The following is a 14562-nucleotide window of genomic DNA, read 5'->3' on the forward strand; positions in this document are numbered from 1 at the left end:
TCGAATAATGGGGAATAATGCATTACGGGGTGTTGAAATGGAATCTAAACAATGGTACATGGAATATAAAATACATAAGAACAGACCCGGTTTGTTAGGCGATATTGCCTCTATGCTGGGGATGCTTGAAGTGAATATATTGACCATTAACGGTGTTGAAGGCAAAACTCGAGGCATGCTGCTTGAATCGGATGATGATGAAAAAATCCGTTTGCTTGGTGAAATGCTTGGCAAAGTAAACAGCATCACCGTATCGGCTTTGCGGCAACCTAAATTGGTGGATATTTTGGCCGTACGTCATGGCAGATACATTGACCGTGACTCGGATGATCGCAAGACATTTCGTTTCACACGAGATGAACTTGGGTTACTTGTGGACTTTTTGGGTGAAGTATTTAAGAGGGAAGGCAATCAGGTCATCGGTTTGCGCGGAATGCCTCGTGTTGGCAAAACGGAGTCTATTATTGCGGGCAGCGTATGTGCAATGAAGCGATGGACGTTTGTTTCCTCCACACTTCTTCGTCAGACGATAAGGAGTCAAATGTCCGAAGACGAATTGAACCCGAACAATGTCTTCATCATTGACGGAATTGTAAGTACGATTCGTTCCAGTGAGCGGCATTACAATTTGTTGCAGGATATTATGTCCATGCCTAGCACCAAAGTTATTGAACATCCGGATATTTTTGTACAGGAATCCGAATATGATTTTAATGATTTTGATATTATTATTGAATTGCGTAACATTCCCAATGAAGAGATTATTTATGATACGTTTACGGCTAGCTACACCGATGAATTGTAAGGAACCGTACGGAATCATGGAATAGATTAGCAACAACTCAAGAGATAAACATAAGGAGGAGATGGCATGTCTGAACTGGGTCAGCAGTTAAGGGAGGCCCGGCTGCAAAAAGGGATGAGTCTTGACGATGTACAGGAAATGACAAAAATTCGCAAGAGGTATCTGGAGGCCATAGAAGCAGGAGACTATAAAGTGCTGCCGGGTAGCTTCTATGTGCGTGCTTTCATCAAAACCTATGCGGAGACCGTGGGACTGAACCCTGATGAGCTGCTGGAGGGACACAAAAAAGACGTCCCCGAAGAAGAGACGGAAGCAACGATGGAACCGGTTATTCAGAAGCGTTCCAGCCGTCCGGTTGAGCGTAGTAATCGGTGGATGTCTGTCGCGTTGATGTGGACATTCCCTGTTTTGATCGTAGTACTGTTGTATGTATACGTGGTGTATAACAATGGTGATGAATCAGATAATCCGGGTCTTGATCAGGTCAAAATTACAGACAGTCAACAACAGCCTGAGGACAAACCGGATCAACCTGCCGACAACGGACAGGCATCTAATCCGCCTGCGACAGACTCAGGTACTGACGGTACTGGTGAGGGCGACGCTGGCGGTAACGGTGGCGGTACAGACACGGAAGGACAGACGGACGGTCAAACTGATGGCCAAACGGACGGACAGACGGATGAAACTGAGGAAAAACCAACTGACAATTCACCGTCTAATGTGACTGTTGCAGAAGATGGGAAATCAGGGAATATTACGAACTTTAAAGTTAACGGTAGTGCAGGGCAACCTGTAACGGTTACGATCAAAGCAACAGGTCATAGCTGGCTGGAAGTGTACAAAGGCGAAAACTCCAGTGGAGAGAAGTTGGAGTATGGTAACACAGCCGAAGGTGACAGCTATACCTTTGAGCTTGATAGTACAGGCATGTATATTAAGTCCGGTTACGCTGCAGCGACCACGATTGAGGTTGGCGGGCAAGTTGTAACGGATGGCAAGGCGACCAATCGGATCCGTCTGAAGCTTGGTGAAGACAGTAGTGGCACTACTTCTTCCACAGGTGTTGAAAATGGATCAACGGACGGTACAGGGGGTACCACGGGTAGCGAATAACCGGGTCAACTGCAGGAGACAATAATCGTGTCTTAACTTGCAGTTAACTTTTGGTGAAGTGAGGTGGATGGCTGTGACAGTCAGCTGGATCGTAACAGGTTTAGGGATCATTGTCAGCCTCCTGGGTTATTACCTGACTCCAAGTGCTTGGGGTTACGGAATATTGGGTTTTGGACTTGCACATGTACTTTTGGGTGTGCTCGATATGTTCAGACAGCCCAACCGCAGCCGCTATTAGGTTGGAAGCTAAACCAGCGAGCATTTTTGGCAGCCACTTGAAGTGGAAGCCAAAAATGCTTTTTTCTTTGTGTAAAACAGCTTGAAATTAGACTTTTGCTTAAGGTATCCTCTATAATGTTACAGAACATACGATTAACTGAAAGGGTGACTGGTTTGAGCTCAGAAAATTCATTTGATATCGTGTCCAAAATGGACTTGCAAGAACTGACAAATGCCGTTACACAAACCGAGAAAGAAATTGGCGCTCGTTATGACTTCAAGGGCAGCAAGAGCAGCCTGAAACTGGATAAGGATGCGTTAACGATCGTATCTGATGATGAAACCAAACTCAAGGCTGTCATTGACGTGCTTCAATCCAAAATGGCGAAGCGTGGTCTACCATTGAAAAACATTGATTACGCAAAGGTAGAGCCAGCGTCTTCTGGTACAGTCCGCCAGCGTTTGAATTTTAAACAGGGGATTGATCAGGACATCGCCAAGAAAATCAATATCCTGATTCGGGATTCCAAGATGAAGGTGAAGAGTCAGATTCAGGGAGATCAACTTCGGGTAACTGGTAAGAGTAAAAATGATTTGCAAGCTGTCATGCAGTTGCTAAATGGTGCTAACCTGCCTCTGGATTTGCAATATACAAATTTCAAGTAATAAGGCCTTTTTGTAGCAAAAGTGTTTTTTGACACGGTATTGGGCGTATATTATACTAAGTGTGCATTGCTGGCAGTCAAGCATCAAGTCCAGTCCTCATCGTTTGCTGACTTTGTGAAAAGCAGTACATCTTCTGGAAGTCACCGGAACGTTTAAAGCGTTTTGCTTTTGAGCGGTTGACTTTATTTTTTGCGTTTCTACATAGTGGGATCATGTTAATATGGATTGACATTGAAACTGTACATTTCATGTTCCGGATGATGATAACGGGATTATGATGATTGTTTGGAGTAATGGAGGATATGAGGGAGGGCGTCTTGTGAATTTACCCAACCGGATTACGCTTGCACGAATTTGCTTAATCCCTTTTTTGATGGTGTTCCTGCTCGTGGATTTTCCATTTTATCCAGAGCCGTTGCAGCTTGGAAGCTTGTCGCTTCCGTATAATCAACTGATTGCTGCTGTTATTTTTATCATCGCCGCAAGCACAGATGGAATTGACGGATACCTTGCGCGGAAAAATAACATGGTTACCAATCTGGGGAAACTGCTCGATCCACTCGCAGACAAGCTGCTGGTTACTGCAGTTTTGATCTCGCTTGTGGAGATGGGCAAGCTGGATTCCTGGATTGCAGTTGTGATTATTAGTCGTGAATTTGCAGTTACCGGCTTGCGTCAAATTGCATTGCTGGATGGTTCGGTTGTTGCCGCCAGTGCTTGGGGCAAGCTGAAGACTGTAGTGCAGATTGTGGCGATTGTGCTGTTGCTGTTGAACAATTTCCCGTTTTCATACACAGGTATTCACGTCGATATTATCGCGGTATGGGCAGCAGCGCTTATTACCATCTGGTCGGGTATCGATTACTTTATCAAAAACAAAAACCTGCTTCATTTAACAAAAGCATAATGGTTTGTTCTTAAATGGGTAATCATGAAGGAAGCATTGGGTCAGGGGCAATAGGAAATTATCCTATTGCCCTTTGATCACTCACCACGTGTACAGGAGGATGCTCAATGAAGGCAGAAATCATTGCAGTTGGCACAGAGCTACTGCTTGGACAAATCGTCAATACCAATGCCAGATACCTATCCCGTGAGTTGGCTGCGATGGGGATCGATGTATATTTCCAAACGGTGGTTGGGGATAACCTGAACCGACTTAGTGAAGCTATTCGCATTGCGCAGAGCCGTGCAGACGTTATTTTATTTTCCGGTGGCATCGGACCTACCCAAGATGATCTGACCAAGGATGCGCTCGCAGCTGTTCTTAACCGGAAACTGCATACAGATCGAATGGCAATGGACAAAATTGAGAGCTTTTTCAGAGATCGTAATGTGGATATGACAGAGAATAACCGACGTCAGGCGATCGTTATTGATGGCGGAACACCTCTGGCCAATGAAACGGGCCTTGCGGCAGGAAATGCGATTTCTGACAATGACAAATATTATGTTGTGATGCCTGGACCACCTAAAGAGTTGATTCCAATGTTTGAACAGGAAGTCAAACCTTGGCTGTTCCAGCATGTACTCACAGAAGAGATGCCGATCTATTCCCGAATGCTCAAATTCGCAGGTATTGGTGAATCTGCTCTGGAAGATCGACTTCTGGATCTGATTGACGCGCAGACAGACCCTACGATTGCTCCTTACGCGAGCGAAGGCGAAGTTACGGTACGTGTCTCCACAAAGGCTGCGAGTGAGGGAGAGGCGAAGCTGAAGCTGGATGCGATGGAGGTTCAGATTCGGGAGCGTTTGACAGAACATCTCTACGCGAACGAGGATGTGCCTATAGAGTACACGATTGTAACCATGATGTCTGACATGGGGCTGACACTCAGCGCTGCTGAGAGCTGTACAGGAGGGCTTGTCATGCAAAGTCTGACCTCTGTACCCGGAAGTGCATCAATGCTCAAAGGTGGAATTGTTTGTTACTCCAATGAAATTAAAGAAAAGCTGCTGAATGTGCCTCATGATTATCTGGAAGGTGAAGATGCACCTGGGGCGGTAAGCCCTGAGGTTGCAAAAGTGCTTGCTGAGCAGATCCGCATGATTGGCGATGCTGATTTTGGCTTGGCTGTTACCGGTGTAGCTGGACCGGGATATTCGGAACGCAAACCACCCGGACTTGTCTTCATCGCTCTTGCTGAACGTGGAAAAGAGACGGAAATTCATGAGCTGCGTATTAATGGTAATCGCGAGACGGTTCGCATTCGTTCAGCCAAAGCGATTCTCTATCGCTTATGGCAAAAACTTGTGGCGATGGATTGATTAGTTAATAGCTTCGATTGCATTTACAGTTCCAAGCAAGTATAATTAAGGAAGACGGAAGAACCGTAGAATTAGGCTTTACAGCCTTGTTTACGGTTCTTTTTTCTGTTTAATGGAAAGTTTCCTTGAGGAAGAGGCGCCTCGGCCTTTACAAAAAAAACGAATGTATGTTCGAAAAAAAGCTTGGCAAACGTGTTAAAACAAGGTATCATTATCTTATAAACAGTAAAGGGTGTGAGCTTATTGTCAGACCGTCGTGCCGCGCTTGATATGGCGCTCCGTCAAATAGAGAAGCAATTTGGTAAAGGATCCATCATGAAACTGGGTGAGTCCACTCATATGAATGTGGAAATTATTCCCAGTGGTTCCTTGGCTTTGGATATTGCATTAGGAACAGGCGGCTTGCCTAAAGGCCGTATTGTTGAAATATATGGACCTGAATCCTCTGGTAAAACAACCGTAGCATTGCATGCTATCGCTGAAGTACAAAGAGCGGGTGGACAAGCTGCATTTATCGATGCCGAGCATGCTCTTGACCCACAGTACGCAAGCAAACTTGGTGTTAATATTGATGAATTGCTTCTGTCTCAGCCAGATACGGGTGAGCAAGGGCTGGAAATTGCAGAAGCTCTTGTACGCAGTGGTGCAGTAGATATCGTCGTTATTGACTCTGTAGCCGCATTGGTTCCAAAAGCAGAGATTGAAGGCGAAATGGGCGATTCACACGTTGGTTTGCAAGCGCGTTTGATGTCTCAGGCGCTGCGTAAACTGTCTGGTGCAATCAGCAAATCCAAAACAATCGCAATCTTCATTAACCAGCTTCGTGAGAAAGTCGGCGTTATGTTTGGTAACCCGGAAACAACACCTGGTGGTCGTGCTCTGAAGTTTTATTCCACAGTACGTCTGGATGTGCGTCGTATTGAGAGTATCAAATCAGGCAATGACATGATTGGTAACCGTACACGTATTAAAGTTGTGAAAAACAAAGTGGCACCTCCGTTTAAACAAGCGGAAGTGGATATCATGTATGGTGAGGGTATCTCGAGAGAAGGCAGTATCATTGATATTGGTACAGAGCTGGACATCGTTAATAAAAGTGGTGCATGGTACTCTTACGAAGGCGAGCGTTTAGGACAAGGCCGTGAGAACGCAAAGCAGTTCATGAAAGAGCATAAAGATATTGCTGACATCATTGAACAAAAAATTCGTGTAGCCAGTAACTTGGTTACTGCAGTTCCTGCGCCAACGAGTGAAGAGCAACAAAAAGAAGCAGCAGAAGAACAAGAATTGTTTGAAATCAACGAGTAATCTCTCAAAACCTCCCTTGTAGGGAGGACCCTGAGGGTGTTCCCCACTGGACTCCGTAAACTTATCTGATTGAGCTTGGATCAATCTGGATAATGGATTGTAGTGGGAGTACTCGTGCTGTCTAACAGCCCCTGTCCCAATGGACAGGGGCTGTTAGCACGCTAACTGTGGAGTAAAGGCCGGGCAGAGTTCCCGGTCTTTTGTATTATTGGTGTTCTTTGTCTTATGTGAAGGTGTGTTTGGCGTAGTTAGAATGAAAATGTTATGAAAGGGGAGACCAGAATGGATCAACATGACGAGGATTTATATGAAGAAGCAGAACAGGATGGCCTATCCCAATTTCCGGACAACGAAGAACTTATTATTACACGTGTAGAACGAACGAAGAGCAGGCAAGCTCGTTATCGAATCACTTTTGGCATCCACTCCATTACGGTTCTTGAAGATGTGATGATTAAATACAGGATGACCCAAGGTAATACGTTTATGAAGAAGGATCTGGAAGATATCATTCTAGCTGACGAGCGACAGCGGACGTATGCACAGTCTCTGCGCTTTTTGGAGCATAAACCGCGCACACGCCATGAATTAAGTCAGAAACTTCGTCAGAAGGAGTTTGCTGCACCTTTGATTGAAGAGGCGCTGGATCGGCTTGAGCGGGAGAACCTGGTGGATGACGATCTATTTGCGAAGGAATGGACAAGACAGCGTATGGAGGGCAAGCGGAAGGGAAAACTGTGGATAAGGCAAGAGCTGCGTCAAAAGGGCATTGCCAATGATCTCATTGTTGAGGCACTAGAAGGGATCAGTACAGATGCGGAATTTGAGACTGCCTTGAGTGCCGGACGCAAAAAATGGAATCAGGTCAAAGGGGACGTCAAAGAGAAGAAAAATAAAACGCTTCCCTTCCTAATGAGACGTGGTTTTTCAATGGATATGGTGCGCAAGGTCGTGAATTGTTTAATTGAAGAAGATGAGGCTGGGGACCCTGAAGATGACGAAGCGTTGTTATGGGATTAGCAGACTAGAGTCTCTATACTGCATTCTCTTGACAATTTCTTTCGTCAAATACTAAAATGGACATGAGTCTGTAAGAAATGGACAACCCTTTTTCCTTCCAAAAAAGCGGTTTCGGTTTCTTAAGATTTATACCATTCTTAATTATGGGTTCGCTGGAAACAGTGAATAGTACGTGGAAACATGTACATGTGAAATGAAAATCGGCGGGGGATCGCCGTGAGTATTCGTTATTCCCAAACATATGTAAGGTTTGAAAACTGCAAATTGACCCAAGGAATGCCTTGGAGGAACCAACGAGGAGGTGAACAGTATGAATCCTGCAATCACGATCGCTCTCGTTGTGGCCGCGCTAATCATTGGGTTCGGAGTAGGGTATTTTATTCGCAAATCTCTTGCAGAGGCTAAAATCTCTAGTGCGGAACAAGCTGCCGTACAAATCGTGGAGAACGCGAAGAAAGAGGCAGAGGCACTGAAGAAAGAAACGGTGCTGGAAGCGAAGGATGAAATCCATCGCATTCGTGCTGAAGCTGAAAAAGACACTCGTGAACGTCGGAATGAAATTCAACGACAAGAAAGACGATTGTTGCAAAAAGAAGAGTCGCTGGATAAAAAATTGGAATCACTCGAACGTAAAGAAGAGCAAGTGGCTAACAAAGAGAAACGAATTGATGAGACTCAGCAGCAGATCGAAATGATTTACAAAAACCAGGTGACAGAGTTGGAACGTATATCCAACCTCACCATGGAAGACGCACGCAGTATCATACTGTCCAACGTAGAACAGGAAGTTCGTCATGAGACGGCTCAAATGATCAAGGACATTGAACAACAAGCGAAGGAAGAAGCGGACAAAAAGTCCCGCGAGATTATTACACTCGCTATCCAACGTTGTGCGGCTGACCATGTAGCGGAAACAACGGTTTCTGTTGTTACCCTGCCAAATGAAGAAATGAAAGGCCGGATTATCGGTCGTGAAGGACGTAACATCCGTGCGCTTGAAACCCTTACAGGGATTGACCTCATTATCGATGATACGCCAGAAGCTGTTATTCTGTCGGGCTTTGACCCGATTCGCCGTGAGATCGCCCGTACTGCCCTGGAGAAACTGGTGGCTGATGGACGTATTCACCCGGCACGGATTGAAGAGATGGTTGAGAAATCCCGCAAAGAAGTGGATGAGCGCATCCGTGAATACGGTGAGCAAGCTACCTTTGAAGTGGGCGTGCATGGTCTGCATCCGGATCTGATCAAAATTTTGGGCCGGTTGAAGTTCCGTACAAGTTACGGTCAGAACGTCTTGAAACATTCCATGGAAGTCGCTTATCTGGCTGGACTGATGGCTGGCGAACTGGGAGAAGACGTAACTCTGGCAAGACGTGCAGGTCTATTGCATGACATCGGTAAAGCGCTGGATCACGAAGTGGAAGGATCACACGTCGAAATTGGCGTGGAACTGGCGAAGAAATACAAAGAACATCCGGTTGTAATCAACAGTATCGCGTCCCATCACGGAGATTGCGAAGCGACTTCGGTCATTGCCATGTTGGTTGGCGCAGCAGATGCGCTCTCCGCAGCAAGACCAGGCGCACGCCGCGAAACGCTGGAAACGTATATCAAACGACTGGAGAAGCTGGAAGAAATCTCAGAGTCCTTCGAAGGTGTCGAGAAATCGTACGCCATTCAGGCCGGACGCGAAGTTCGCGTTATGGTACAGCCTGAGAAGATCGATGATGCTGAAGCCTTCCGCTTAGCCCGTGACATCACGAAGATGATTGAGAATGAACTCGACTATCCGGGTCACATCAAAGTCACCGTCATCCGGGAAACCCGTGCGGTTGAATACGCAAAATAGAGCATTACGGAAAAGTGGCCGCAGTAGTGGGCCACTTTTCCTGTTGATAGCCTGTTAAAAGGCAACTACACATTATGGAGCATGAGATAGAGTCCTGCAAAGGTTCAACATTTGAAGTAAGAGGACTTTGCAGGAATTGAGGAGGCAGTAATCAATGAAAGTTTTGTTTATTGGTGACATTGTAGGTAACGTGGGACGTAAGGCATTAAAGGAAAATTTACCGTACCTGAAATCAAAGTATAAGCCACATGTGGTGATTGTGAATGGTGAAAATGCGGCAGCAGGTCGTGGCATTACCGGTGCAATCGCAAATGAGTTTTTCAACTGGGGTGTACATGGTATTACACTTGGTAATCATACTTGGGACAATAAGGATATTTTTGATTTTATAGATGATGAGCCCCGCATGATTCGTCCAGCGAACTTTCCACCAGGCACACCAGGACGAGGGTACACGGTTGTCAAAGGTGAAGGGAAAGAGCTAGCGATTGTCAATCTCCAAGGAAGAACGTTCCTGCCTGCTCTGGATTGTCCATTCCGTGTAGCTGATGAAATTGTAGATGAGCTACGCCAAGACCATAAATGTATTTTAGTTGATATGCATGCTGAAGCAACGTCAGAAAAGATTGCCATGGGATGGCACCTGGATGGACGTGCGTCTCTCGTTGTAGGTACACATACGCATGTACAGAGTAATGATGATCGGATTTTGCCTGGAGGAACAGCTTACTTGACGGATGCGGGCATGGTAGGACCTCGTGACGGCATATTGGGTATGGAGCGTGAGGCCGTGTTACGTAAGTTCTACACCCAGCTACCTGTACGTTTCGTTGTAGATGATGGCAAATGGCACTTCCACGGTGTTTTTGTTGAAATTGATGAAGCCACAGGTGCGGCAACACGCATCGAAAAAATTCGTCTGACGGAGGACGAGTGGCGCATGGAATAGGGGTATTGTCCCAATTTGCAGGGAAACCCGTCTAAAAAGAAGGAATTTTTTTGCCTCCCGCGAATAACATCTAGTAAGTGGAAACAAACTTTCAACATTCCCAGGGAGGTACTTACCATGGATGTATTAAAAGTTTCAGCAAAGTCCAATCCTAATTCTGTAGCCGGCGCTCTTGCAGGGGTTCTTCGTGAACGTGGAAATGCTGAACTGCAGGCAATTGGAGCGGGAGCACTGAACCAAGCCATTAAAGCGGTAGCGATAGCCCGGGGATTTGTAGCACCAAGCGGAGTTGACCTGATTTGTATTCCAGCTTTTACAGACATTGTGATCGACGGCGAGGACCGAACGGCCATTAAGCTGATTGTGGAGCCCAGATAATACATGCAGTATGCATTGAACCTGTTTACGATGTAGACAGGTTTTTTTGCGTTTTTTTTGCAATCACATATTGAGGAGGGTTTAAGATGTCCATGTCTGATTGGCGTGTAGCTGATTTTCACTGTGATGCACTGAGCAAAATTTTGATGCAGCCAGCTCTTTCATTCCAAGATGCCCCACAACTGGATGTGAACTTGCAACGTTTGAAAGAGGGGGATGTAGGGTTGCAGGCATTCGCCATCTATTTACCCGAAGTACTTGGCAGAGGCAAGTTTGAACATGTGATGGGGCAGTTGGAGATCTATCGTAGACGTGTGGAGAGAAGTCAGGAGCGGCCTGACGGCACACAGACGTTGTTATGGCGTGAACAGGTGGCTCAGGTGGGGCAAACAGAGGGTCTGTGGGGATTAATCACACTGGAGGGTGTGGATGGCCTGGAGGGCAACCTGTTCTATCTGGAGTTATGTTATCAGATGGGCGTTCGAATTATTGGACTAACGTGGAATTATGCCAATTGGGCGGCTGACGGAGTAATGGAGAAGCGTGGAGCAGGTCTGACCGAGAAGGGGAAGGAACTGGTGCGCCAGTGTAATGAAATCGGAATGCTGCTCGACGTGTCACATCTGACAGAGAAAGGGTTCTGGGAACTGGCTGACTTGAGTAAACGTCCTTTTATCGCCTCCCACTCCAACAGCTACAGCGTATGTCCCCATGTGCGTAATCTGAAAGATGATCAGATTCAGGCTATCATTGCCCGGGAAGGGCGGATCGGACTGACGTTTGTACCCTGGTTTGTGAAGCAGGAGGGTGAGGTACGTATAGAAGATCTGCTGCCTCATATTGAGGAGATCTGCTCTCTGGGCGGGCAACATCACCTGATGATGGGGTCTGATTTTGATGGGATTTCAACGTATATTCAGAAACTTGAACATTCAGGACATTATCCGAGACTGACGGAAATCCTGCTCAAGCATTATGATGAACATTTAGTGCGCGGCTGGTTGTGGGGGAATGCGATGAGTTATCTGGGGGAACACTTGCCAGAGAGCAATCCGAAGATGCAGATGAAGGGGAATTCCATGAAATAGTGAACTGGTGTGTGCATTGAATGTGTTGAATTGAAACTTGTTTTCCAAATAAAGGAGGGGAATGATGGTGAAATAAGTGTATTTCATGAATTTTCACCAGTTCGTTTTCATTTCACTCCAAAAAGGGGTATAATACCATTGGATTGTTAAGAGCCTGAGTACAGGCCATAGATAAACAAGGAGTGAATTTACAATGAGTAAAACAGTACCTGTGGGCGTATCTGCCCGTCACATTCATGTATCCCAAGAGCACGTTGAAATTTTGTTTGGTAAAGGTTATGAACTGACTGAATTTAAACCTCTGTCCCAGCCTGGCCAATACGCTGCTAACGAAACTGTAGCGGTAATTGGTTCGAAAGGACAGTTTGATAAAGTGCGTATCCTTGGACCTGTTCGTCCTGAAACGCAACTGGAGATCTCCATGACAGATTCATTTGCGATTGGTGTTAAAGCACCTGTACGTGAATCTGGAAGCATTGAAGGTACACCAGGAATCACAATTAAAGGTCCTGCTGGCGAAGTAACGATTGATAAAGGTGTTATCGTTGCTGCTCGTCACATTCACTTCCATACTTCTGATGCTGCTAAATGGGGTATCGAGGACAAACAAATGTTGAAAGTTCGTCTGGGTGGAGATCGTGGTCTGGTACTGGAAAATGTACTGGCTCGTGTATCCGATTCTTTTGCACTGGACATGCATATTGATACAGATGAAGCTAACGCTGCTGGCGCTCGTAATGGCGACACTGCTGAAATCATCGATTAATTACATGTAATAGCTTCAGCCCCCAATTATGGCGGTCTGAATAACATATAAACCTGAGCACAGCCAACAGGGGCCGGTTAATTCCAGCCCTGATGGCAAGGCTCAGGTTTTTGTGTTTTCTGAGTGTTCTTCTGAGCATGGCATGTTTCGGATTAGACGAAGGGACATGCGCTTTGGATGTGGAACTACAGCCCAATTCATGCTATAATTTGCTGTAATGCTCTTTTAATGTTCCAAGCAAGATTTTCATGTGGAACAGGATGAATGAACGATTTTTTTATTAATAGAGGCTGTAAGGAGTGACCGAAGGAAATGGCTAAAGACTCAAAAAAGGATTACTCCCAATATTTTGATTTCTCCGATGCCAAAGTAATTTCGCAAGATGAATTCAGCAAAAAGATAAGAATCAGGGGCCGTGAGATTAACATCAAATCGGAACCCAATCATCGTCAGGAGAAACAACGGGGCAAGGAAGACGTCCAGGTGCTTTACGAAAATGCCGTTCCCGATGAACTGAAAAACATAGGGAAAGGTAAACATTATATTGTATATACGTATGGATGTCAGATGAACGAGCATGACTCGGAGACCATCAAAGGCCTGCTTGAGTCTATGGGATATCAGGCTACAGAGAATCGCAAAGAAGCTGATATTATTCTGCTCAATACGTGTGCCATACGAGAAAATGCGGAAGATAAAGTATTTGGTGAGCTTGGTCACCTCAAAACGCTAAAACTCGAACGTCCGGGATTGTTACTTGGCGTATGCGGGTGTATGTCCCAAGAAGAAGGCGTCGTCAACCGAATCATGCAGAAGCATGGCTTTGTGGATATGATCTTTGGTACACATAACGTGCATCGACTGCCACATCTAATCCAGGAAGCGTTGTTCAGCAAAGAAATGGTTGTTGAGGTATGGTCCAAGGAAGGCGACATCATTGAGAACCTGCCGAAGAAACGTGAGGGTATGCGCGGCTGGGTGAACATTATGTATGGCTGCGACAAATTCTGTACATATTGCATCGTTCCGTTTACGCGGGGCAAAGAACGCAGCCGTCGTCCTGAAGATGTCATTGCCGAAGTTAGGGATTTGGCACGACAAGGCTTTAAGGAGATCACGCTGCTTGGTCAAAATGTGAATGCGTACGGCAAGGACTTCACCGACCTGAACTACAGTTTTGGTGACTTGATGGATGCCATTCGCCAAATTGATATTCCGCGGGTACGTTTTACAACCAGTCACCCACGTGACTTTGATGACCACTTGATTGAAGTGCTGGCCAAGGGCGGAAATCTGGTGGAGCACATTCATCTTCCGGTGCAATCTGGCAGTTCAGAAGTACTCAAACGTATGAGCCGCAAGTATAACCGGGAACACTATCTGAAGCTGGCTGACAAAATTAAAAAGGCCATCCCGGATGTTGTGTTGACAACGGATATTATTGTTGGTTTTCCGGGGGAAACGGAAGAACAGTTTGAAGATACACTTTCCCTTGTCCGTGAAGTAGGGTATGATTTTGCCTATACCTTTATTTATTCCCCGCGTGAAGGTACACCGGCTGCAGTGATGGAAGACAACGTACCGATGGAAGTGAAGAAGGAACGTTTGAAGCGCTTGAACGAAACGATCAACGAATACAGCCACCGAAGCAATGAAGAGCAACGCGGCAAAATCGTTGAAGTGCTCGTTGAAGGCGAGAGCAAACGGAATTCCGAAGTTCTGGCAGGACGTACACGCAGCAACAAGCTGGTGCATTTTGAAGGACCTAAAGATTTGATCGGTACTTTCGTACAAGTGGAAATCACCGATCCGATGACTTTTTATATTAGGGGCAACCTGCTCTCCGAGCCGGTAGCTGCCAATCAGTAATACACACACACAAATAAGATGAATGATTTTTTGCACTTAGCGGGGTTACGCCGAGCGTAGCGAAGGTGACGGAATCGATTCTGTAGAAGCGAAGCGTTCGCCTTTGTCTCCGAATTTTAACCTTGAACAATCTTAATCGAAAAAATTCGGAGACAACAGCGATCAAAAGAACGATCCGACACCGCAGCGGTCACTCAGCAGTCGACTGAGCTTAATGCAACATTGAGTATTCATCTTATATCATCTCATAGAATG

Annotated in this window: 14 protein-coding genes; all 14 read left to right on the plus strand. The window is 45.8% G+C overall.

The genetic code is table 11. The features are described 5' to 3' along the window. The first annotated feature begins 37 nt into the window (after positions 1-37). The 14 genes from MHI55_RS12300 (at position 38) to miaB (ending at position 14307) form a co-directional block, all read left to right on the plus strand. The gene (locus MHI55_RS12300) at positions 38-805 is read left to right on the plus strand and encodes a DUF3388 domain-containing protein (protein ID WP_036609270.1); all 768 of its coding nucleotides are present in this window, start codon (positions 38-40) and stop codon (positions 803-805) included. A 66-nt stretch (positions 806-871) separates the two neighbouring features. Then, positions 872-1921, plus strand: a complete 1050-nt coding sequence (locus tag MHI55_RS12305) for a RodZ domain-containing protein (RefSeq protein ID WP_340390124.1) — start codon at positions 872-874, stop codon at positions 1919-1921. Between the two features lie 37 nt (positions 1922-1958). After that, on the plus strand, positions 1959-2159 hold the full coding sequence (locus MHI55_RS12310; RefSeq protein WP_133384340.1) for a hypothetical protein: 201 nt from the start codon (positions 1959-1961) through the stop codon (positions 2157-2159). A 155-nt stretch (positions 2160-2314) separates the two neighbouring features. Beyond that, positions 2315-2806: a YajQ family cyclic di-GMP-binding protein gene (locus MHI55_RS12315; protein ID WP_047842512.1), complete on the plus strand. Its 492-nt coding sequence runs from the start codon at positions 2315-2317 to the stop codon at positions 2804-2806. 319 nt (positions 2807-3125) lie between these two features. Continuing rightward, positions 3126-3713, plus strand: coding sequence for a CDP-diacylglycerol--glycerol-3-phosphate 3-phosphatidyltransferase (gene pgsA, locus MHI55_RS12320; protein ID WP_017689114.1), 588 nt, complete (start codon positions 3126-3128; stop codon positions 3711-3713). A gap of 107 nt (positions 3714-3820) precedes the next feature. Next, positions 3821-5077, plus strand: a complete 1257-nt coding sequence (locus MHI55_RS12325) for a competence/damage-inducible protein A (RefSeq protein ID WP_036670416.1) — start codon at positions 3821-3823, stop codon at positions 5075-5077. A 243-nt stretch (positions 5078-5320) separates the two neighbouring features. Continuing rightward, a complete protein-coding gene (gene recA, locus MHI55_RS12330; RefSeq protein ID WP_036609261.1) occupies positions 5321-6385 on the plus strand; it encodes a recombinase RecA in 1065 nt (354 codons plus the stop codon). 282 nt (positions 6386-6667) lie between these two features. Next, the gene (locus MHI55_RS12335; RefSeq protein ID WP_036670417.1) at positions 6668-7405 is read left to right on the plus strand and encodes a regulatory protein RecX; all 738 of its coding nucleotides are present in this window, start codon (positions 6668-6670) and stop codon (positions 7403-7405) included. Positions 7406-7715: 310 nt separating this feature from the next. Further along, positions 7716-9257, plus strand: coding sequence for a ribonuclease Y (rny, locus tag MHI55_RS12340; RefSeq protein WP_036609258.1), 1542 nt, complete (start codon positions 7716-7718; stop codon positions 9255-9257). A gap of 154 nt (positions 9258-9411) precedes the next feature. Next, positions 9412-10206 (plus strand): TIGR00282 family metallophosphoesterase, encoded by a 795-nt coding sequence (locus MHI55_RS12345; RefSeq protein ID WP_036609256.1) that lies wholly within the window; start codon positions 9412-9414, stop codon positions 10204-10206. Between the two features lie 117 nt (positions 10207-10323). Continuing rightward, a complete protein-coding gene (locus MHI55_RS12350) occupies positions 10324-10584 on the plus strand; it encodes a stage V sporulation protein S (protein WP_007430104.1) in 261 nt (86 codons plus the stop codon). Between the two features lie 86 nt (positions 10585-10670). Then, positions 10671-11672, plus strand: a complete 1002-nt coding sequence (locus tag MHI55_RS12355) for a dipeptidase (RefSeq protein ID WP_340390126.1) — start codon at positions 10671-10673, stop codon at positions 11670-11672. A gap of 193 nt (positions 11673-11865) precedes the next feature. Beyond that, positions 11866-12438: a phosphate propanoyltransferase gene (locus MHI55_RS12360; protein WP_017689107.1), complete on the plus strand. Its 573-nt coding sequence runs from the start codon at positions 11866-11868 to the stop codon at positions 12436-12438. Between the two features lie 312 nt (positions 12439-12750). Further along, positions 12751-14307: a tRNA (N6-isopentenyl adenosine(37)-C2)-methylthiotransferase MiaB gene (gene miaB / locus MHI55_RS12365; protein ID WP_036609253.1), complete on the plus strand. Its 1557-nt coding sequence runs from the start codon at positions 12751-12753 to the stop codon at positions 14305-14307. The last annotated feature ends 255 nt before the right edge of the window (positions 14308-14562 follow it).

It is taken from the genome of Paenibacillus sp. FSL E2-0151, assembly GCF_037993015.1.
GTDB lineage: Bacteria > Bacillota > Bacilli > Paenibacillales > Paenibacillaceae > Paenibacillus > Paenibacillus amylolyticus.